Source organism: Sphingobacterium sp. SYP-B4668 (assembly GCF_027627455.1).
Lineage (GTDB): Bacteria > Bacteroidota > Bacteroidia > Sphingobacteriales > Sphingobacteriaceae > Sphingobacterium.
Genome location: NZ_CP115483.1, coordinates 1307984 through 1331395, shown reverse-complemented (window position 1 = coordinate 1331395; position 23412 = coordinate 1307984). Strand labels below are relative to the sequence as shown.

Annotated in this window: 16 protein-coding genes; 5 read left to right on the top strand and 11 right to left on the bottom strand. The window is 41.1% G+C overall.

Going from position 1 to position 23412, the window contains the following annotated elements:
• Nucleotides 1-34: 34 nt before the first annotated feature.
• The 9 genes from OQ289_RS05815 to OQ289_RS05780 form a co-directional block, all read right to left on the bottom strand.
• Entirely contained in the window at nucleotides 35-604 is a 570-nt protein-coding gene (locus OQ289_RS05815) for a K(+)-transporting ATPase subunit C (RefSeq protein ID WP_270089806.1), read from the bottom strand.
• A gap of 17 nt (nucleotides 605-621) precedes the next feature.
• On the bottom strand, nucleotides 622-2649 hold the full coding sequence (kdpB, locus tag OQ289_RS05810) for a potassium-transporting ATPase subunit KdpB (RefSeq protein WP_270089805.1): 2028 nt from the start codon (nucleotides 2647-2649) through the stop codon (nucleotides 622-624).
• 30 nt (nucleotides 2650-2679) lie between these two features.
• Nucleotides 2680-4368: a potassium-transporting ATPase subunit KdpA gene (gene kdpA / locus OQ289_RS05805; protein WP_270089804.1), complete on the bottom strand. Its 1689-nt coding sequence runs from the start codon at nucleotides 4366-4368 to the stop codon at nucleotides 2680-2682.
• 113 nt (nucleotides 4369-4481) lie between these two features.
• Complete coding sequence (locus OQ289_RS22145) at nucleotides 4482-4559, bottom strand: potassium-transporting ATPase subunit F (RefSeq protein WP_443020435.1); 78 nt, start codon at nucleotides 4557-4559, stop codon at nucleotides 4482-4484.
• 1 nt (nucleotide 4560) lies between these two features.
• Entirely contained in the window at nucleotides 4561-4893 is a 333-nt protein-coding gene (locus OQ289_RS05800; protein ID WP_270089803.1) for a DUF7674 family protein, read from the bottom strand.
• A 114-nt stretch (nucleotides 4894-5007) separates the two neighbouring features.
• On the bottom strand, nucleotides 5008-5370 hold the full coding sequence (locus OQ289_RS05795) for a DUF7674 family protein (RefSeq protein WP_270089802.1): 363 nt from the start codon (nucleotides 5368-5370) through the stop codon (nucleotides 5008-5010).
• 283 nt (nucleotides 5371-5653) lie between these two features.
• Nucleotides 5654-7003 (bottom strand): sigma-54-dependent transcriptional regulator, encoded by a 1350-nt coding sequence (locus OQ289_RS05790; RefSeq protein WP_270089801.1) that lies wholly within the window; start codon nucleotides 7001-7003, stop codon nucleotides 5654-5656.
• 55 nt (nucleotides 7004-7058) lie between these two features.
• Nucleotides 7059-8897, bottom strand: a complete 1839-nt coding sequence (locus tag OQ289_RS05785) for a UbiD family decarboxylase (RefSeq protein ID WP_270089800.1) — start codon at nucleotides 8895-8897, stop codon at nucleotides 7059-7061.
• A gap of 91 nt (nucleotides 8898-8988) precedes the next feature.
• The gene (locus tag OQ289_RS05780) at nucleotides 8989-9861 is read right to left on the bottom strand and encodes an SDR family oxidoreductase (protein WP_270089799.1); all 873 of its coding nucleotides are present in this window, start codon (nucleotides 9859-9861) and stop codon (nucleotides 8989-8991) included.
• A 244-nt stretch (nucleotides 9862-10105) separates the two neighbouring features.
• Here OQ289_RS05780 and OQ289_RS05775 point away from each other — a divergent pair, with 244 nt between their 5' ends.
• From OQ289_RS05775 to OQ289_RS05760, 4 genes are all read left to right on the top strand, one after another.
• Nucleotides 10106-11386, top strand: a complete 1281-nt coding sequence (locus OQ289_RS05775; RefSeq protein ID WP_270089798.1) for a deoxyribodipyrimidine photo-lyase — start codon at nucleotides 10106-10108, stop codon at nucleotides 11384-11386.
• Nucleotides 11387-11590: 204 nt separating this feature from the next.
• Nucleotides 11591-14335, top strand: coding sequence for a 2-oxoglutarate dehydrogenase E1 component (locus tag OQ289_RS05770; RefSeq protein ID WP_270089797.1), 2745 nt, complete (start codon nucleotides 11591-11593; stop codon nucleotides 14333-14335).
• Nucleotides 14336-14390: 55 nt separating this feature from the next.
• Nucleotides 14391-15629: a 2-oxoglutarate dehydrogenase complex dihydrolipoyllysine-residue succinyltransferase gene (odhB, locus tag OQ289_RS05765; protein WP_270089796.1), complete on the top strand. Its 1239-nt coding sequence runs from the start codon at nucleotides 14391-14393 to the stop codon at nucleotides 15627-15629.
• Between the two features lie 95 nt (nucleotides 15630-15724).
• Nucleotides 15725-16729 (top strand): hypothetical protein, encoded by a 1005-nt coding sequence (locus OQ289_RS05760; RefSeq protein ID WP_033565255.1) that lies wholly within the window; start codon nucleotides 15725-15727, stop codon nucleotides 16727-16729.
• Between the two features lie 26 nt (nucleotides 16730-16755).
• Here the strand turns inward: OQ289_RS05760 and OQ289_RS05755 are convergent, their stop codons facing one another.
• The gene (locus OQ289_RS05755) at nucleotides 16756-18702 is read right to left on the bottom strand and encodes an LTA synthase family protein (protein WP_270089795.1); all 1947 of its coding nucleotides are present in this window, start codon (nucleotides 18700-18702) and stop codon (nucleotides 16756-16758) included.
• Between the two features lie 2 nt (nucleotides 18703-18704).
• On the bottom strand, nucleotides 18705-20585 hold the full coding sequence (locus OQ289_RS05750) for an LTA synthase family protein (RefSeq protein WP_270089794.1): 1881 nt from the start codon (nucleotides 20583-20585) through the stop codon (nucleotides 18705-18707).
• A 165-nt stretch (nucleotides 20586-20750) separates the two neighbouring features.
• Between OQ289_RS05750 and OQ289_RS05745 the strand changes: the two genes are divergently transcribed.
• Complete coding sequence (locus OQ289_RS05745; protein ID WP_270089793.1) at nucleotides 20751-23366, top strand: valine--tRNA ligase; 2616 nt, start codon at nucleotides 20751-20753, stop codon at nucleotides 23364-23366.
• Nucleotides 23367-23412: the final 46 nt, after the last annotated feature.

Genomic DNA, 23412 nt, shown 5'->3' with positions numbered 1-23412 from the left:
TTAATATTATATTGTTAATGACTGCACCATATTGTTATTGGACAAGCGCATCTAAAGCCAAATTGAGACGCAACACATTGACCTGTTGAGGGCCGAATAAGCCCAAAAGGGGTTTTTCAACTTGCTGCTCAATAAGCCTCTTGAGCTGATCGGTCGGGATATTGCGTATTTTGGCAATACGACTGACCTGCACAGTTGCTGCCTGGACAGAGATGTGTGGATCGAGTCCACTTCCGCTGGCAGTAACTAAGTCAACAGGAATCTGTGCCCGTTGAACATCAGGATTATGCACCATAAATGCTTGGATACGTCCCTTTACCACTTCAAGATATTCAGAATTGGAAGGTCCTTTATTGCTCGCTCCAGATCCTGCTGCGTTGTAATCTACAGCTGAGGGCCTCGACCAGAAATACTTGTCCTGTGTAAAGGATTGGCCAATATTTTCGTAAAATACAGCTGTCTGGGTACGGTTTTGTACGACAAAGCCTTTGCCTTGATTGGGTGCTACTTGGGCAATGCTCCAAATAATTAAGGGATAAATGACCGTGAACAACACGAGAGTGGCCAGGGTCAGTCTTATGGCGGATAAAAGATGTAGTTTCATTTGTTTAATTTTTTTAGTTAGATAAATAAAGACACGACCACATCGATCAATTTTATGCCTATGAACGGAATGACAATTCCCCCGAATCCATACACAAATAGATTCCTACGTAGTAGTGCCGATGCGCCTATGGGTTTGTATGCCACTCCTTTGAGCGCCAAAGGGATCAACATTGGAATAATAATGGCATTGAAAATGACGGCGGAGAGGATTGCACTTTGTGGACTGGTCAAGTTCATGATATTCAACCCCTGTAAAGCTGGGATAGCGGTAATAAATAATGCCGGGATAATCGCAAAGTATTTGGCTACATCATTGGCAATAGAAAAAGTCGTTAAGGTACCTCTAGTCATCAGGAGCTGCTTTCCTATTTCGACGACCTCTATTAATTTGGTCGGGTCATTATCTAGATCGACCATATTACCAGCTTCTTTAGCAGCCTGTGTACCACTATTCATCGCTACTCCTACATCAGCCTGCGCCAAAGCTGGTGCATCATTAGTCCCGTCTCCCATCATGGCCACCAAACGCCCTTCGGCTTGCTCACGCTTAATGTAGTTCATTTTGTCCTCGGGCTTAGCCTCTGCGATAAAATCATCTACTCCTGCTTTTTCAGCGATAAACTTGGCGGTCAACGGATTATCTCCGGTAACCATTACGGTCTTAATGCCCATTTTGCGAAGCCGCTGAAAACGTTCCTGAATACCGGGTTTTATAATATCCTGTAACTCGATTACCCCCATTACCTCTTCATTCTCAGACACGACTAAAGGCGTTCCTCCATTGCTCGAAATGAATTTCACTTTTTCGTCCACTTCGGTTGGAAAGGGGTGCCCAGCCTGTGTTACAATAGCCTTTATGGCATCTGTAGAGCCTTTTCGAATCCGCGTATCTCCAAAGTCGACACCCGAAGTGCGTGTTTCGGCAGTAAAATTGATATAACGTGGCTGTTCGACATGCAAGGATAAAGGATCAAGCGCTGCCAATTCAACAATGGACTTCCCTTCAGGGGTATCATCCGCTGTAGATCCCAATGCTGCTGCACGTATCAATCGTTCGGCGGCAATACCACCGGCGGCGTAAAATTGGGTGGCTTTGCGGTTACCAATGGTGATGGTACCTGTCTTGTCCAAAAGTAGCACATCGATATCTCCTGCTGTCTCAACAGCTTTTCCGGACTTCGTAATCACGTTCGCACGAAGTGCACGATCCATCCCTGCAATGCCTATTGCAGAGAGCAATCCGCCAATGGTGGTCGGTATTAAGCAGACGAACAAGGCGATGAAGGATGCGATCGTAATGGATACATTTGCATAGTCAGCAAATGGTTTGAGTGTGACCGTTACGATGACAAATACAAGGGTAAATCCTGCCAACAGAATCGTTAAGGCTATTTCATTGGGTGTCTTCTGACGACTGGCGCCTTCTACCAATGCAATCATCTTATCCAAAAAACTCTCTCCTGGCTGCGAAGTGACGATCACTTTAATCTTATCGGAGAGCACCTTCGTCCCGCCTGTGACCGAGCTCTTATCTCCCCCAGCCTCTCGTATCACAGGAGCCGATTCACCAGTAATGGCACTCTCATCAATAGTCGCTAGTCCTTCTATAATCTCACCATCTGTGGGTATCACATCACCAGCTTCACACAAAAAGATATCCCCTTTTTGTAATTGACTGGAAGCGATCTGAACGATTTCTGTCGAATCCTTTTTCAAGACTTTGGCGGGTGTCTCTTCTCTGGTCTTGCGCAAGCTATCCGCTTGAGCTTTGCCCCTGGCTTCGGCAATTGCCTCCGCAAAATTGGCAAACAGTAATGTCAACAACAAAACGACAAATACGGTAAAATTGTACCCAAAGCTACCTTGGGAACGCTCACCCGTCAATGTCCATAAGGTGACAACCAACATCACCACTGTACCGATCTCTACGGTAAACATGACCGGGTTACGGAACATACTTTTTGGATTAAGCTTCAAAAACGCTTGTCCAAATGCTTCTTTCAGTAAGTCCGGTTGAAGCAATTTTTTATTTTCTGAGTTCATGATAAGAATAGTATGTAGAATATCTCTCGATTATTTCAATGAAAAATGTTCGGCAATAGGTCCTAGTGCCAGCGCCGGGAAAAATGATAAGGCAGCAATAATCGCAATGACAGCAAAGACCATCAATCCGAAAGTGGACGTATCTGTCTTCAAGGTACCTGCACTCTCAGGGATATATTTTTTATTCGCCAACAACCCCGCGATGGCCACAGGTCCTATAATGGGCAGAAAACGTCCAAGGATTAGAACAAAACCTGTGCTGATATTCCACCATAGGGTATTATCCCCCAGGCCTTCAAATCCGCTGCCGTTGTTTGCTGCCGATGAAGTGTATTCGTATAGCATCTCGCTAAACCCATGAAAACCGGGATTGTTCAACGTCGCCATCCCATATGCCGGTAATGCGGTAGCCAATGCGGTTCCAACAAGGATGAGAAATGGATGTAGTAATGCTATGATCATGGCGATCTTCATCTCTCGTGCTTCTATCTTCTTTCCGAGAAACTCCGGTGTGCGTCCAACCATAAGACCACTGATAAAAACTGCCAAAATGATAAAGACAAAGAAATTGAGCATCCCTACTCCACAGCCGCCATAAAAAGCATTAATCATCATTGCCAGGAGTTGATTCATCCCGCTCAAAGGCATCGTACTGTCGTGCATAGAATTAATCGATCCTGTAGAAATGACGGTGGTCGCGATACTCCAATAACCTGAAGCGATAGTCCCAAATCGTGTCTCCTTACCTTCGGTATTCCCCAGCGAATTGTCTATTCCCATTTGTGTAATCATGGGGTTTCCTTTGGCTTCCATCACGATATTAGGGATAGCCAAGATTAAGAAACCGATGGTCATAACACCAAATATCATCCATGATATCTTCCTACGTTTGATAAAATAACCAAAGGCAAAAATCATCGCTAAAGGAATAATCATTTGGGCAAACATTTCCGTTATATTGGAAAGATAGCTGGGATTTTCGAAGGGATGATTGGAATTCACTCCAAAGAAACCACCACCATTGGTGCCGACATGCTTGATGGCAATAAAACCTGCAGCTGGCCCCCTGGATACTTGTACGGTATCCCCTTCCAAGGAAATCATGGTATCCTTCCCTTCAAAAGTCATGGGTGTACCATTGAATACCAAGATTGCAGCAATTACGAGTGAAAGAGGCAATAGAATACGGGTACAGGACTTAATAAAAAAGTCGTAAAAATTACCCAACACAGCACTGGATCTGACCTGAAAAGCTTTGAATAATACGACTGCAGCAGCAATACCTGTCGCTGCACTCACGAATTGTAAAAACATTAACCAAAACTGGCCCAGATAACTCATCCCTATCTCACCAGAATAATGCTGCAGGTTACAGTTTACGACAAATGAAATCGTGGTATTGAAGGCGAGGTCAGCAGACATGCTGGGATTGTAATCAGGATTCAGTGGGAGCCAACCTTGATTCATCAGCACCAGCATACTTAACAGGAACCAGACCATATTGATGGTCAACAAGGCTACTAAATGCTGCTTCCATGTCATTTCAACAGTAGGATCAATCCCTGTCAATTTGAAAATAGCCTTGTCTAATGGCCCTAATATGCCGTCCAGCCAGGTCTTTTCATGCAGGAAGACTTTGGCTATATATTTTCCAAAAGGGATAGCTAGTACTACGGTCAGTAGAAACATAAAGACTACCCCTAGAATTTCAGTATTCATATTTTTTGTGTTAGGATATATTAAATTTTCATCTATTATTTTTATTTATCGCCTGTATGTACTCCATGGCATCGAAGGGTGCGCTAAATCGGAATTGGTATTGGCTTGTGCCCTTAAAACTTCTCAGGTTTTAGTAATACATAGCAGATGTACAAAAACACAAATATTGCCACGATGAATAATACTATCATTTTAGTTTTCGATTATAGTTTTCAAATAAGCTTGCCTAAGTTCTTTCGGAAAAAATTGCAGATGCTTTTTTAAGCTTCCTGGCGTTTCGTCTTCAGCAATCCTAGCTAAAAACTCATTCTCTATCGCGTTCTTATCGTGCAGTTTCCCGCTCATGTACAGCAAGTTGACGACCTGTATAGATTCTGAAGCTCGTTCCTGTCCCGCTCCTCCCATCGTCATCGATTGTATAAAATATTCGGCTAATTCATTTAGCGCTTGATAATCATTCTCCACGCTTGTCTCGACAGCTTGTGGAACCCACTCCTTGATGGTTTTCAAAACTTTAGTTTCCATTTTCTTCTTCAGATTATTAATTAGATGCTATCAAAAAAATTGATAGACTTGTAAAACAGGATGAAACAAATCAATCCTGATAGGATGAGGATAATAGGGAGCATATTTTCGTGTTTACAGATTAGCATTTTGATAGGTGTACACTTTTCGCAGACTAAAGGGCATCTTCTTTTGAACTATGTACCATTCTTGTGGATCACAATGCCTCTTCATACTGTTAAAGGACCGGACAAAGAGATTTTCGATAAGCTCTTTCAAGCGGCTATCTCCTCTACCATATAACCATCCCATGAACATCATACTCCAATTGACGCGAGAGATATTGTGTACACGGAGCATATCTTTCATAAAGGTGACTACTATTTGGATGGCTCCTGCAATGTTATCTCGAGACGTCAACTTGTTAACTTCGTCCTGGACTTCGGGTATCTCAGAAGAGATAAGTTGAAAAAGATCACTTTTTTTTATTCGTTTCATATTAAATGGATGCTATTTGGGATAGCCTAGGCCAAACGAAAGACCAACAAGTAAATTAAAAACACAACCAACTGTATATCAGCAACAAAACATTTATTCAATAAGTTGTAAAAATAAAAAAGCCTATCAAAATGATAGGCTCTTTATTAAAATGGAAGGAGTATACGACTTGTGACGTCAAGGATTTGCCTTTTCTCTGAAGAAACCTACAGACAGGATTTCAAACCGATGCATGATATTAACGGAAATCTAAAACGTCGATAGCAACCAATAGGATGGGCACCTATATTTTAATCTTGTATTCTTCAATTTTACGATATAAGGTTGCGATACCAATCTCTAGCAATCTAGCTGCCTCAGCCTTATTACCACTGGTGTGATGCAATACTTTTTCGATTTGATCGCACTCTACTTTGGCCAACGAAAATGGGGAAGCGGATCGGGAATCATGATGTCCGTTATTTTTGAACTCCATGGGGAGGCTGTCAACATCCAACTCGTCACCATCTGCAATAATAACGCTACGTTCGATAATATTCTTAAGTTCGCGAATATTGCCTTTCCATGGATATCTACCTAAAGCATCAATATAAGCTGATGTCAATCTAAGCCCCGTTCTATTCGCTTTAAGTCCAAATATTTGTGCATAATGACTAGCTAAAGAGGGGATATCTTCTTGACGCTCACGAAGTGGCGGCAATGTAATGGAGAAAACAGAGAGTCGATAAAACAAGTCGCTTCTAAAGTGTTCCTTTTTTATCTCCTCCTCCAAATCTCGATTTGTAGCAGCCAATATGCGTACATTTACGCGAGTGGGCGTAGTATCTCCAACTTTTAGAAATTCTCCGGATTCCAAAACCCTTAGTAACTTTGCTTGAAGGTCAATGGGTATCTCACCGATTTCATCTAAAAAAATAGTTCCAAGGTTTGCTTCTTCAAACAAGCCTTTTTTATCTTTCGATGCACCAGTAAAGGCACCTTCTTTGTGACCAAACAACTCACTTTCCAACAGCTCGCGTCCGAATGCCGAACAGTTAATCGCTACAAATGCGTGTTGCTTCCGACCGCTATCGTAGTGAATTGCTTGAGCAAAAACTTCTTTACCCGTCCCCGTCTCTCCTAATAATAAAACAGTAGTATCCATCGGAGCTACTTTTTTACCTAGAGAAATTGCCTGCTGCACAGACCTAGACTTGCCAATGATACTATCAAACGAATACTTTTTTCCAATCTGGGATTCAAGTTGATGAACTCGTTTGGCGAGAAATGCTTTGTCGTATGCACGATTCAGTAGAGGAATAATTCGATTGTTGTCATCCCCTTTTGTGATATAGTCAAAAGCCCCATTCTTGATAGCTTGGACGCCATCCGGAATATTTCCATATGCAGTGAGTAAGATTACTTCAGCATAGGGTTGTAGTCGCTTTACTTCGCTAACATACTCTACCCCATTTCCGTCCGATAACTTGACGTCACATAAAACCACATCGAAATCACTATGCGAGAGTAACTTTGTTGCACTTCTCAAGCTGCCAGTTTCGCTCACTTCGTAACCCTCTCCTTCTAGCCCAATAATGCGAGCCATTAGTTTCCGAAGCTTTTCTTCGTCGTCAATCAACAATATTCGTTTCAAGGTATCTATATTAAAAGTAAGCTATATTCTAGACTCCATTCAATTTTGAGCAATACTAAATAATCCCATATAAAGAACCGCCTTTTTTGCCCAATTGGTCTACCTTTCTCTCCACGGACTCGTCTTTAATCAGGGCTGGAGCATGATGTGGTTTAGTACGAGCATCAATAATAACGGGGCCATTGCATCCCCAATGTTTAAATTTGGTAAAGCTACCCACACCGTAAATATCATATGCAGGATTGCTTCTGGTAAATGTCACCCATACAAAGTTATTGACGGTATCTGCGGTAAAGCCTGCATCATCAGCCAATATAATCATGGGTAAACCTTCCCAATTCAAATGTGCGACCTCCTTGCACCACTCTTCTATCACGCGTTGCTCTTCATCATAATTTGTGAAAGAAGCACCATCTATGACAACAACTCCTGGTATTGCCATTTTTGCCTTCTGAAAAGGTCTTGGCAAATCAAACCCTGCTGGTATTTCGTTTGCTAGCTTTCTTTTGACAGAACCTGCGGCAGCAAAGACTACCTTAGATCCGGCATTGAGTCCATCACCAGAGTAATCTAAGGTGTCGATAGTAGTATTGGTCTGAAAATGTATATCTCGAGTCAAATCAATCCTAGCCAACACATGTTCCATAAATTTAGAGATATCATGTATATCTAGACGCGGATTATCTTCATGGGCAGTGATAAAAAGATACTTGGCCAGACTTAGTTGATTTTTGCCTAATATTTGATTGGCGATCGTCAATATTTCTTGTGGCCGATCGACCTGCTGATAAGGCGTATACCGCTCGGATCCAATTGCAAAAAGTAGGGGATGTACTCCAGCTGGATCCACAGCATGCACAGCATGAAGGCCATTAATCTCTTGGGGTATCGCAGCTCCTGTTATTTCATGGATCAATGCGCCAAAACTGGTATCCTCCTGAGGAGGTCGCCCCACCACTGTGAATGACCATATCGGATTTTTCTTGTGATAAACATTATGGACTTTCATGAGTGGAAAGGGATGCGTAAGGCTATAATATCCAATATGATCGCCGAAAGGCCCCTCTGGCTTATTATCGTTGGGATACACCGTACCCGTGATAACAAAATCAGCATCTGCAGAAATACAGAATCCCTCTTCATCATAAAAATATCGAAAACGCCGATTACCTAAGGCTCCGGCAAAGATCATTTCTGAAAGACCTTCCGGAAGTGGCATTACGGCAGCGAGAGGATGTGCAGGAGGACCTCCTATAAAAATGCTGACCTTTAGAGGTTGTCCAATTGCATTTGCTTTAGACTGATGTACACCAATACCTCGATGAAGCTGATAGTGCAATCCTATTTCCTTATCTTGTACATATTCATTACCATTTAACTGGATCCTGTACATGCCCAAATTTGCATTCATGATTCCAGGCTTGGTAATATCTTCGGTATATACCTGAGGCATCGTCACAAAAGCTCCTCCATCCATAGGCCAGTTGACAATGGGTGGTAATTTGCTAATTTGGGTTTTTCCATAAAGAATAGGAGCATCTCTTTTCCGTTTCCAAGGTAATGCGCCCAATGCTGTCATCGATGAGCCAATATATTGAAATGGGCTTTTTAAGACCGCAGCTGGATTCATCTTTACATCTACAAGTTTCTTCAAGTGGTCTAAAGAGTCCCTAAACATAAATTTCGATCGCTCAAGCGTACCGAAAAGGTTAGAGACAGCAGGAAATTCGGTACCCTTAATTCGTTCAAAGTATAGTGCTGGTCCCTGAGCATCGAAAACCCGCATCTGAATCGCAGCCATTTCCAAATACGGATCCACCTCTTCTCTAATCCGAATCAAGTGTCCATGTCGTTCCAAATCCAATACACATTCCTCTAAACTTTTGTATCCCATAATGTTGCTAATGAAGAATACAAACTTAGATAACTTAGCCCTCATATCCAAGGTGTACGAAATGATAAAAGCGAAGATTTACATGTTCCGATTAGCAATCGATTTCGACAGCTTGCTCAATAGGTGTGAGCTCAAACGGCATATATTTCATCCATAGGGTATTGTCAACTAGATTTTCATGTCGTATTACATGTCTAAATTCCTCGAAATTTTCGCCGTTCACCTTATACAATTTTGTAAAAATAAACTTAACTAATTTCTTCGGGAGAGACAATGTTCTAGGGGGAGCATGGGTTGGACTAAAGCGCCCATAGACTTGAAAAAAATCTCTAAAGTTCATGACAGCGGGGCCGCCCAACTCAATAATCTTGTCCACGAATGCATCAATCGTCAACATAGACTGCAGCCAACGAATTACATCAAGTGCAGCAATGGGTTGGAACCTCACCTTCGCGATCTGGTTGACGTAAACTACAATCTTTTGCTTTTCTAGTACTTTGAAGATGTTGTCAAGCATAGACCCCTTGCCTACTGCACAGTTTTTCAAGACTATGGTATATTGAATACCCTCTACATTAAAAAGCTCAACAACAGGTTGGAGATACATCCTATCCATCAATCTAGCCACATAGACAATACGCCAACAACCCTGTCTTTTCACAAGCTCTATATAGTTTTTAAGCGCTAGAATTTCCAGTTTGATATTAACTGTATCATTGAGTGTGGGTGCCTGGGCAAAATAGAAAGCAGCCTCGAGATTAATAATTTTAAAACTGTCAAAATCTCCAGTCCGTCTAACAAGATCTATCGTATATAATTTTGCCGTTGGAGGCTCTTTCATCCGAGAAAAAAAAAGGGTCGTATTTCGAGTGATCGCGGTTACGTTCAATTCATCATTCGCAAAATGTGCAACTGCTCTCCTCCCCAAGTAATTGTTCAGACCGCATATCAAAACCTCTCTCATCCTAATTTATTTTTAAAGGTGCGCGCTTCTCTGTTCATATCTATAATTTAGGAACACCATTCCATCCCTTATGTTTAATAAAAATCAAATTTTTACAAAAATAGGTGTTTGACCGTTAATGTCCGATTATTGTCAATATAATATCAAAAGGGCCAATCAAGCCCAAAATGCATTACAAATGTGTATATTTGTGCTTATTTGGAAAGATTCAATATTAAATATTCAGGGTGTTAAGAAAGGTTCTATGGAAAATAAAGTGACTCTTGTTTGGTTTAGAAATGATCTTCGTTTTCATGACAACGAATTACTTTTTGAAGCAATCCAAAAGAGTCCTATCATTATTCCTGTCTATTGTTTTGACCCGCGTTATTTCGCTAAAAATACCAGTGGCTATCGGAATACCGGCATCCATCGCGCCCTCTTTCTTTTAAAATCTGTTCAGAAACTAAAAGAAAGATTTAATGCGATAGGATGCGATTTATTGACCTATATAGGGCAACCAGAAGAGATTATCCCTCGTTTGGCGGCCAAATACGAAGTGCATGAGGTATACCATCATCGCGAAGTTGCCTCAAGGGAAACCAAAATTTCGGAAAATGTTGAAACTGAACTTTGGAAACTCAGGATTAATCTGAAACACTTTATAGGGCATACCCTTTATCATAAAGAAGACCTTCCTTTTCCAATTCGCGACATTCCGAATGACTTTACCATATTCAAAAAGAAAACCGAACGGGAGAGTACAGTTAGACAACCGTTTCCGGAGCCAACAGGATTGGTCACTCACCCTCATTTAGAAAAAACATTACTCCCTTCGCTTGAAGATTTAGGTTTTTCGCTTGAAGAGATTCATCTAGGACAATCAAATCCGATGTTAATGGAGGGAGGTGAGGATGCAGCGCTTTTAAGAGTCGAGCATATCATTATGGGGAAGGAAAATGAACAATTGGATTACATATCCCTATCTCCTTATATCGCTGCTGGCGCATTGTCTCCCATCTATCTGTATCATCGAATAAAAGATGTGATGCTACAAGAGCATAAGAAGAGAGCAGAAAAACTAATCTTACAATTACTTTGGCGAGATTATTTTCGTTTCATGCTTAAAAAATATCCGAATGTCTTCTTCAAAAGACACGGAGCTACAAAAGGGAATGATTCCTTACCTAGAGAAAACAACGCTAATATTCTCGAAAAATGGCAAAAGGGCCAAGTCGGACAGGAGACCATAGACAAGGCGATGCAGCTGCTGCAACAGACTGGAAACCTTCCTATAGAACTCAAAAAAATAGTGAGTTCCTTTCTACTACAAGAATATGACGTAGACTGGCGAAAGGGTGCTTCCTATTTTGAGGAAGTACTGATTGATTTTGCACCAGCTACAACGTATGGCTACTGGGCGCATTTTGCAGGAGTCGGAACGAGCCCTAAAGACAATGTAAGCATCCCTTGGCAGAGTCAACTCAAGAGCAATTATCCAAATGGAATCGAAAACATATTGTTGAGCCAAAATATTTTGGCATAATCAAATAAATTGCGCAACAAACCACGAGAAGAAGACGTTTTACAGGTATTATATTTTGCTTGTTTCAACTTTTCTACAAACTGCCCTTATCATGGTCAATACACTCATAATGAAGTCAAAAATCGCATTATTTTATCACAAATGATTAGCCAAAACTCTTTTATAATTCCTAACTTTGGCGAAATTATACTATTACGTTTCTAAATGGACAATTTAACATATTTGAGCAACGCCGATTCAAGTTATATTGACGGTCTTTATCAAGCTTACAAACAGGACCCAGAATCCGTTGATTTTGGATGGCAGAAATTTTTCGAAGGATTCGATTTTGGCCTTTCGGGCGAAAAAGGCGGAGTCTCGGGAGATGCAGGAGCTGCTCCAGAGCATTTCTTAAAAGAAATTAATGTATTGAACATGATCAATGGTTACCGTGATCGTGGTCACCTGTTTACAGAGACTAATCCTGTTAGAGAACGTCGTAAGTATTATCCCGGAAAAGAATTGGAGACTTTTGGTCTTTCCGAAGCCGATATGGACACTATTTTCAACGCCGGTGTGGAGGTCGGATTAGGTCCTGTTAAATTAAGAGAAATCCGCCAACTGATCGAAGAGACTTATTGCCGTTCTATTGGAGCTGAATTCAGATATATCCGCAACCCTGAAAAAATCAAATTTCTGCAGGACAAAATGGAGGCAGACCGTAATGTCCCAACCTTTTCACTTGATAAGAAGAAGCGTATCCTTAAGAAACTGAACGAAGCCGTTGTCTTCGAGAGTTTCTTAGGCACTAAATTTCTTGGTCAGAAACGTTTTTCATTAGAAGGCGCCGAAAGCTTAATACCTGCATTGGATTCTATTATCGAAAAGGGATCGGAAATAGGAATCCAAGAGTTTGTAATCGGTATGGCACACCGAGGTCGCCTGAATGTATTGGCCAATATCATGGGTAAATCCTACAAAAATATCTTCTCAGAATTTGAAGGCAAGATGTATGAGGAAGATCCTGAGATTCATTTTGGAGGAGACGTCAAGTACCATCTAGGCTTCTCTTCGGATGTGAAGACAGACGACGGTAAATCCGTCCACTTGAGTCTCGCGCCTAACCCTTCCCATTTAGAGACTGTGGATGCCATTATTGAGGGTATGGTTCGTTCAAAGATCGACATGAAGTACGATGGCGACTCTTCTAAGATAGCACCGATTATGATTCATGGAGATGCGGCTGTGGCAGGTCAAGGTATCGTCTACGAGGTCATCCAGATGTCTAAATTAGATGGCTATAAGACTGGTGGTACCATCCACATCGTCATCAATAACCAAGTGGGTTTCACGACCAATTTTAAAGACGCTCGTTCGTCAACGTATTGTACAGATATAGCAAAGGTAACGTTATCTCCGGTATTCCACGTGAATGGTGATGATGTAGAAGCCCTTGTGTATGCGATTAACCTAGCAGTGGAATATCGTCAAAAATATAAAACGGACGTATTCATTGATTTGCTTTGTTACCGAAGATTTGGTCATAATGAAGCAGATGAACCTAAATTTACGCAACCTCTACTATACAAAGCAATTGAAAAACACGCTAATCCGCGTGAAATCTACGCTCAGAAATTATTAGATCAAGGTAGTGTAGATGCCAATCTTGCCAAAGAGATGGAAAAAGAATTCAGGAGCTTATTACAAGAAAGATTGGACGAAGCGAAGGGTTCACAAAAACTGAATGATGAAACCCCTATGTTCTCTGGGGCATGGAAAGGCTTGCGTCAGGCTAAAGCAAACGATATCTTCAAGGTTGCAAATACAAAAGTAGACAAGAAGAAGTTCTTGGAGCTTGCCAAACAAATAAGTACGCTTCCATCAGATAAAAAATTCTTCCGCAAGATTACAAAAGTCTTTGAAGACCGTTTAAAAATGATTGCTAATGACAGCTATGACTGGGCAATGGGTGAATTGATGGCTTATGCTACGCTTCTAAATGAAGGTAATCGGGTACGTATATCTGGACAGGATGTACAACGGGGTACATTCTCTCACCGTCACGCAGTAGTGACGTTAGAGGATTCCGAAGAAAGGTACATTCCTTTAGCCCATGTAGAAGGAGGTGATAAATTCAACATTTACAACTCTCACCTATCCGAGTATGGTGTATTGGGATTTGAATATGGCTATGCATCTGTCAATCCGCACTCTTTAACAATCTGGGAAGCTCAATTTGGAGATTTTGCAAATGGTGCCCAAATCATATTTGACCAATACATATCGAGTGCAGAGACTAAGTGGAAACGCTCTAATGGTTTAGTGATGCTATTGCCACATGGATACGAAGGTCAAGGACCGGAACACTCTTCAGCTCGCATAGAGCGCTACCTAGAGTTGTGTGCCAATGCCAACATTATTGTGGCTAACTGTACTACACCTGCCAACTACTTCCACCTGTTGCGTCGTCAACTTCATCGTGACTTCCGCAAACCGTTGGTGGAGGCGACTCCAAAGAGCTTATTACGTCACCCTAAAGCGGTGTCCAAGCTTGAAGACTTTACCAATGCATCGTTTCAGGAAATCATAGACGATGCAAACGTAACGGCAAAGTCTGTGAAACGCGTATTGCTGTGTTCGGGCAAAATCTATTACGAATTGTTAGAAAAACAAGAAGCAGAAAAACGAAATGACGTTGCAATTGTTAGAGTAGAGCAGCTCTTCCCTATTGCCTTCGACCAAATTGGGGCGTTACGCAAGAAATATGCAAAAGCTGAATTTGTGTGGGTACAAGAAGAAAATGAAAATATGGGTGCTTGGCCTTTCTATCTTCGTAAATTCAACGGTTCAGACCTGAACTTGACCGTTATTGCGCGAGAAGAGAGTGGAAGCACTGCTACTGGTTACATGAAGCAGCATGCGGCACAACAAGCAAATATCATAAACAAAGCATTCGAAATAAAAAAATAACAAATACAATGGCAGATTATTTTGTTATCATCTGTTGTTCACAAAAAGAGAGTATATGAGCTTAGAAATTAAAGTACCTGCAGTAGGTGAATCTATCACGGAAGTCACCTTAGCACAGTGGTTGAAACAAGATGGCGACTACGTAGAGATGGACGAAAACATCGCCGAATTGGAATCCGATAAAGCAACATTTGAATTGCCAGCTGAAAAAGCAGGTATCCTAAAAATCATTGCACAAGAAGGTGATACTTTAGAAATCGGTGCTGTAGTATGTACAATCGAAGAAGGTGGTGCTCCGTCTGGTGATGCTCCAAAAGCAGCCGATAAATCGACAACGGCCGCTGCAGCAACTCCTACTGCTACTTCGGCTAAAGATAACGAAGACCCAGACTCGTATGCTGCAGGTACTGCTTCTCCGGCTGCTGCCAAGATTTTGAGAGAAAAAGGAATAGACCCTTCTTCAATCAAAGGAACAGGTAAGGATGGTCGTATTACAAAAGAAGATGCTGAAAAAGCGCAAGTAACTGCAAAACCTGAGGCTGCTCAGCCCAAAGCCGCTCCTGCTCCTACCTTATCCGCGCCAGCTGCTGGAGCTCGTAACGAACGTCGTGAGAAAATGACCTCTCTTCGCAAAACTATTGCGAAACGCTTGGTAGCTGTTAAGAATGAGACGGCTATGTTAACGACATTCAATGAAGTAAACATGCAGCCTATCATGGATTTACGATCCAAATACAAAGACACATTTAAAGAAAAACATGGCGTAGGCCTAGGCTTTATGTCCTTCTTTACAAAAGCAGTAACGACAGCCCTGAGAGAATGGCCTGCTGTCAATGCACGTATCGAAGACAACGAATTGGTATACTCCGACTTTGCCGATATTTCTATCGCGGTATCTGCTCCTAAAGGTTTGGTAGTCCCTATTATTCGTAATGCTGAATCACTTTCTCTTCATGAAATAGAGAAAAAGATTGGTGAATTGGCTGGTAAAGCACGTGACAATAAATTGACGATTGAGGAAATGACTGGCGGTACTTTCACCATCACCAATGGTGGCGTATTTGGCTCTATGATGTCTACTCCTATCATTAATGCACCGCAATCTGCAATTCTAGGCATGCACAACATCATCCAACGTCCAGTTGCTGAAAATGGTCAAGTCGTCATTCGTCCAATGATGTATATTGCATTATCTTATGACCACCGCATCATTGATGGCCGTGAGTCTGTAAGCTTCTTGGTACGTGTCAAACAACTCTTAGAAGATCCTGCTAGACTTTTACTAGAAGTGTAATCTTTTATTTAAATATGACAAAACAATTGGGCCGTACATATCTTGTATGGCCCAATTTATTTATCTTTATCCTCCTATCAGATGTGTATTGAACTATGCCAAAAAAAATAATAATATTTCTGACTTTTCTATCTTTCAACCTTTCTGCAATAGCCCAAGAAGTAGGCTTTAACATTGATTTTTTAGGTTATGCCGACAATCGGGAGTATAAATTGCCATATACGACTCCTAAGACTATTTTCGGAACCCGCATTTCACCAGACCTATACTTTCAAGTAGGCCCAAACCACAAACTTCATGGTGGAGTACATATTGGCCAGGATTTCGGGGAGAAAGAGCAGAATAACCCCACAGTCCGTCCTATTATTTACTACAATTATCAAGATTCCAACTTTGACTTTTCCATTGGTCATATACCGCGCTATGACCTCATGAAAAATACACCTAGAGCACTATTGTCAGACACGATGCTTTATTATCGTCCCAATATCGAAGGTATGGTATTGGCTTACAAGAACAATATGCTTAACCAAAAGCTATTCATCGACTGGACTAGTAAACAATCTGATAAGGATAGAGAGCAATTTTTTGTCGGTCTGAACGGAAAAATAAAATGGGGTAGCTTCTATTTCTCAGATGATATCATCATGTGGCATAATGCGCTCAGTAGCAATGACAGCATAGAACAACATATCCAAGACAATGGGACAGCGATGTTCAAATTCGGTGCAGATCTAAGCAGGAAGACTATCTTGGACTCATTGACTGTAGATGCGGGGATACTCATTGGCATGGACCGGATACGTAGTGAATATGAATTCAGATTTCCAAAAGGATTCATTGCGAATATATATATGGCGTACCGGAAATTTTCGTTAGAGAACACATTCTACAGCGGTCAAAGTCAAAATACACCCTATGCAGACAGTTACTATCGATCCAAGACTTACAATAGACTGGATCTCGGTTGGTCTCCTTTCAAATCGGCTAATATTGAAGGAATCTTCAAACTGGCCTTGCACTTTACCCCTGGACAAATCGCCAATCAACAAACATTCACATTGCGCTACCTGTTTACAAAATCAATTTTGAAACGGTAGTGTATTAACCCCGAACGAGCCACTTTTTATTTAAAATCGGCTTTATAGGTCAGCTTATTATCTATCATTCTATTGTTATACTCTTGGATGAATGCTTTCATCTTCACCTCCATCGTATCCAAAATAACTGGTCTCTCGCCTATAAGGTCCTTTTTCATCAACCGGTCTTTCTTCAAATCAAATAAGGTAAGTGGCCCTTTCCCGTCATAGGTCATAAAATAGTCCTTATAGAAGAAATTAAATGACCCTGAGTTATTGGTGACCACAAAGTTATCCTGTTTTTTCATGTCGAAGGCATCGAAGCCGAAGGAGAAATAAGCTTGATCATAATTCAGATAGTTCAATACCGTAGGCATAATGTCCATCTGTTGTATAAGCTTATCTGATGTCCCCTTCAACTCCCCTCCTGGATAGTAAAAGACAATTGGAATCGCATATGAACTGGGTAATGTTTTATACTCTGGTAGGTAACTTACGGTAGCATGGTCCGCACAAATTACGAATAAGGTGTTGGTATACCAAGGCATTTTAGATGCGGTCTTAAAGAACTCTTTTAGCGCGTGGTCGGCATAACCCATTGGTTCATGAAGAGGTAGATTGCCTTTTGGAAAGACACCTTGATATTGTTCAGGAACCTTGAACGGATGATGAGAAGATAGCGAGAAAAAACTGCTAAAGAAAGGTTGCTTCATGGTATTGATTTTATTGGCCATGAATTGCATAAAAGGTTCATCCCAAATACCCCATACACCATCAAAATCTGCATCATTATTGTATTCATTTTTACCATAATAATGCTTAATTCCAGCCAATTTGGTGTAGGCCGAAAATCCCATACTGCCATTTGGTGCCCCATGGAAGAATGCAGTTTCATAGCCCCTCTGTCCTAACAACTTAGCAATACTTGTAGTCTCATTACCTGAATAAATGGACAATACAAATGGCTCTCCTACAGACGGAATACCAGTAATAATAGAAGGGAGGGCATCTATAGATTTACGTCCGTTAGCATAGGAATGATTAAAGGTATAGGACTCTCCAATAAGAGAGTCTAAAAATGGTGTATAACCTTTATACTGTCCATTTTGTATATCTCTATTTAAGGCCCCTATATGCTCCTTTCCAAAGCTCTCCAATATCAGGAATACCACATTGAGGCCTTTGAATGCACCTTTATGGGTTGGATAATGAACGGTTGGATAAATAGCCTGAATTTCGGTATCGGAATAATAATGAACAGGTTTCAAATTGACCGCTTTCAAGGTCTTTAGAATAGCAAACGGCGTATTCAAAACAATGTTCATCTCCTCGGGCACTTTGACATAATCTCCAGCGTTGCTTAAAGTAATGGGCCGCGTACTATGTGCCCATCCACCTCTCACCCCTCCGACGAAGAGAAATGCACACCCGAACACCAATATCAATTGCACCAAGGCTGTCTTCCAAGTAAAGTTGGATGTCTTGACGATACGAAGAATATCATAGGTCTTGATCAACAAGTAGATTGTCACGACAAATAGAAGCAAGAGATACCAATAACCAATGATAAAATCAAAGCTTAACTTTAACAGGTTACTCTCGTTTGAAAATTGCTGAATGACAGTTCCTGTAGTTCGTTTCAATGTATAAGGATAATAAGCATAGTCCACTAAATTCAATGCTATACCAATCCCATTCGTGATCACGAAAATCCACTTCGCTACCCGTTGATAAACGTCGTTATATTTATAAGGTATGGGTAGAATCATTAGAAGAATGTACAGGATGTTAAGATATAGCAAAGCTGCGATATCAAATTTGACTCCTCCGCACAGCATTACCATCAACTCATTTGGACTGACATTGGGAAATAATTCAGCATGTACAACATAGAATCCCAATCTTAACAATCCATAAAGAAACAGGAGAACTACAAAACGAATCAATAGCGCTATATATGGAGCTCCGAAACCCGACAACGTTATTCTCTTCATACCTAATATTTTAAAAATTCGTCATAAACCTTTTGGTATAGGGCTTTTCCAATATTCAACAAGCTATCATTTTTTGTCGTTGGATACTGCTTATTTTGGTTGTAGTTTATGATACGACCTACATTGTCGAAACTTAAAGCTTGCTCGGGTGTAATTACTCCGAATGCATCCTTTGAATTATAAAATGCAATTTGTGCAGTAGTAGGATTAAAGAGGTCACGACTCCAATGATAGCGATCTGAACGGATACCTAGTTGATGAAATAAGGTAGCAACCAAATCAGTCTGATTGCCAATTCTGGAATCTATCTTTCCCCTAAATTCAGGCTTGATCACGTCTCCAAAAAACAATAATGGGATATGGAAACGATTCGGATGTGAAAGATCCCATTTTTCAGAAGGTAAGCGATGGCCATGATCGGCCATCATGATAAAGAGTGTATTCTTATACCAATCCTTCTTTTGCGCTTGTTGAATAAAATCGTACAAAACCGAATCGGTGTAGTAGGCAGTACTTCTAAATTTGTCCGCGTTGGTTTTGCTCCCAAATTTGTATCCATTTTTCAATTCAAAGGGCTCGTGATTAATTAATGTAAAGATAGTCGAGAAAAAAGGTTTTTTCTCCCTATCGAAATCCGTAAGCATTCTTTTAAAGACCTCATGATCATACACCCCCCAAGATGCCCGTTCTGTTTGGGGACCAAAGTTAGCATTGTCTACAATCTTGGAAATACCGTGCATGTACATATACGATTTAAAGTTATAGAACTCGCTCTGTCCTCCATGATAAAAAGAGGTATGATACCCCAAGGAATCTAACTCTTGTCCCATTGCGGGCATATTTTCATGTTTATCAATATACTTGATGATACTCTCGGGTCCTTGAGCTGGAAAGGCACTAAAGGCCCCCACCATCCCCTTATCGGACCTATCTGACGCTGAATAAATATGATCAAAAAAAACACCGTCCTTGATGAGCTTTTCAAAGTTAGGGGTTACGCCCTGTTCCCCACCCATAGTGTAAATCAAATCGCCAACAAAGCTTTCCAGTAAGATAAAAACAACGTTTGGACGGTCGGTTTTCAAAATCCGAACCGAAGAGTCTGCCTCTGCTGAAAAAGCAGGCTTTAGGATCGTATCCAGTTCCTTGGAATCAGAAAAGAAAACATAAGGATTTTTCACTTTGGTGCTCTTTTTGAAATAATCTCGTAAAAGGGCCCATTGTGTATTTACGGCAGCATGATTATAAAAGGTTTCATCCGAAAAATAAGCCTTACTTGGATTTAAAGTCGCCCTACCATACCCCCCTCTTATAAAAGTGAAAAGAATGAAAACAACGGCTAGCAATTTGAGAGCATTAGCTCCTACGGTTTTCAAATTAAAGAATTGTACCTTGGCCAACATTCTCTTGTAGAGCAACCACCCCAATGCTATACTCACGAGCATTCCTATGATGGGAATAGCAATAGGCGTAGATTCAGCAGATGCCACAGCACCCGACGGAGAGGCCCAAAAAGCGTCAATTGCTCGTCTAGAAATCTTATCCCCCCACTCGCGGTATATGTTAATATTAATAAATGTAATGACAAAATAGATGACCAACACCATTGCGGTGTAGCTATTCAACCATTTGCGAGATATCTGGACTTTAGGAAAAAAAGAAAGTACAGCATACACTAGAAAGGGTGCAGCAACTATGTAGGAGACGGCAGATAAATCTAAAGATAAGCCATTGTAATAGATGTTGAATATATCAGTAAGCTTGGAGAGACCGATTTTCTCAAAAAAAGCAAAAATAAAGATCAATCTATCGATAAACGTTATAAGAAGCCAGAAGAGAAAATATTGCACTAGCGCTCTAACTTCAGCTGTAATAGTAATCATTTGAGTATCCAATTATTAAGAATGCTGCAAAAGTACACTAAATTCAGCTAGTTAATTTGTCATTAACATAATATTATCAATTTATGAAACTCTTTTTACGATTGGAATCCGCTAATAAGTAGTTCTAAATGCTTATTTTTGTAGTCTTTTATTTTGGACTAAAAAATGAACATAGCGAAAACTTACAATCCCAAAGAAGCTGAAGATAAATGGTACAGCTATTGGATGGACAACGGATTTTTCAGGTCTACTCCTGACGACCGTGAACCGTACACAATTGTCATGCCTCCACCCAACGTGACCGGTGTATTACACATGGGGCACATGCTAAACAATACGATTCAAGATGTGTTAATCCGTAGGGCACGGATGCAGGGCAAGAATGCTTGTTGGGTACCTGGTACCGACCACGCCTCTATCGCTACCGAAGCCAAAGTAGTCGCTATGTTAAAAGAGCAAGGTATCGATAAGAAATCCATTAGCCGCGAAGAATTTTTGAAATATGCTTGGGAATGGAAAGAAAAATATGGGGGTATCATCCTCAAACAATTAGAAAAGCTTGGGGCTTCATGCGATTGGGAGCGCACAAAGTTTACAATGGACCCCGATTTATCTGAATCGGTACTTGATACATTTATCAAATTCTATAAAGAGGGATATATCTATAGAGGGGTACGCATGGTCAACTGGGATCCTCAAGGAAAAACCGCCCTCTCCGATGAAGAGGTCATCCGTAAGGAAGTGAACCAAAAGCTCTACTACATACGTTACAAGGTGAAGGATAGCAATGAATCTGTTATCATCGCTACGACACGTCCTGAAACCATCATGGCGGATACCGCAATCTGTATTAATCCTAATGACGAGCGCTACCAACACCTAAGAGGAAAATCCATCCTTGTACCATTGGTAAACCGCGAGATTCCGATTATTACCGACGAGTACGTGGACATGGAATTTGGAACAGGGTGCCTTAAAGTAACGCCTGCCCATGACCTGAATGACTATGAATTGGGACAGAAACACAATCTGGAAGTAATTGACATCTTAAACGATGACGGTACCCTCAATGAAAAAGCGCTTATCCTTATTGGTGAAGATCGATTTATCGCCCGTAAAAAGGTGGTTAAATTGCTAGAAGAGGTCGACCAAGTTGAAAAGATTGAAGATTACAAATCTCAAGTTGGCTTTTCAGAACGTACAGATGCTGCTATCGAACCAAAACTATCTATGCAGTGGTTTTGCAAGATGGATGAACTCGCTAAACCGGCCCTAGACTACGTATTAAGTGGTGAGGTCAATTTGATTCCCGACAAATTCACAGCTTCCTACAAGCATTGGATGGAGAATGTAAAGGATTGGTGTATCTCTCGCCAGCTTTGGTGGGGGCAACGTATACCGGCTTGGTATAACGATAAAAATGAGTGGGTTGTCGCTAAAACCGAGCAAGAGGCCTTACAAGAATTCACTAATCAGGGAAAATCTACAAATGAGATTCGACAAGAAGAGGACGTACTCGACACATGGTTCTCCTCGGGGCTTTGGCCAATGTCTGTTTTCGACGGCGTTCGTAATCCTGATAATGAAGATTTTAAATACTATTACCCTACAAATGATTTAGTCACAGCACCTGAGATACTCTTCTTTTGGGTAGCGCGCATGATGATTATGGGGCACAATTATACCGAAAAAGCACCTTTCAAGAATGTATATCTCACTGGAATAGTGCGTGACAAATTGGGGCGCAAAATGTCCAAGTCACTAGGTAACTCACCTGACCCGATCGAACTGATGGCACAATACGGTACAGATGGAGTGAGAGTGGGGATGTTGCTTTCATCCCCTGCCGGCAATGACCTTATGTTTGATGTATCGTATTGCGAGCAAGGCCGTAATTTTGCAAACAAGATTTGGAATGCATTTAGATTGGTAAAAGGATGGGAAATATCTGATGTGCCTGCTCCAGCATCAGATCAAATCTCTGCCGCATGGTTTGAAGCCCGGTTCAATCAAGCTTTAATCGAAATTGAAGAACACTTCGCCAATTACAAGCTTTCAGACGCACTCATGGCGACCTACAAATTGATATGGGATGACTTTTGTGCGTGGTATCTCGAGCTCATTAAGCCTGCTTATGGATCCCCGATCCCACGTGAAACATTTGAGACGGTCAAAACATTTTTCCAAAACGTACTTACACTGGCGCACCCATTCATGCCATTCTTAACAGAAGAACTATGGCACGATGAGTTATTTGGCCAGCGCGCGGCAGGAGACTGCTGTATAGTAGCTGAATATCCAAGGAGTAACACGTTTGACGAGCAAATCATCAAAGAATTCAGCATCGTAAAGCAGGTCATATCGGAAGTGCGGAATGTACGTAATACCAAACAGATTTCACCGAAGGTAGCCTTGCCATTGGCAATAAACGCACAGGACATCAGCTTTGCAAAATATCAAGACCATATCATTAAATTGGCGAATATCTCGGAACTTACCTTTGTGAACGAGAAAATATCTGGAGCGGTCAGTTTCTTGGCAGGACGCGATGAGTGCTATATAGCAATGGAAAACAACATTGATGTGGATGCTGAGCGCGAGCGCATTACTAAAGAAATCAATTATCTGAAAGGATTTTTGACATCAGTAGACAAAAAGCTATCTAACGAACGTTTTGTTCAGAATGCCAAGCCAGAAATCATTCAAAATGAACAGAATAAGAAGGCAGATGCCGAAACAAAAATCAAAATTCTAGAAGAGAGTCTGGCTAGTTTAATTTAAATCACCTTTTAATAAAAATGGGGTTTTCGTTATCCAACGAAAACCC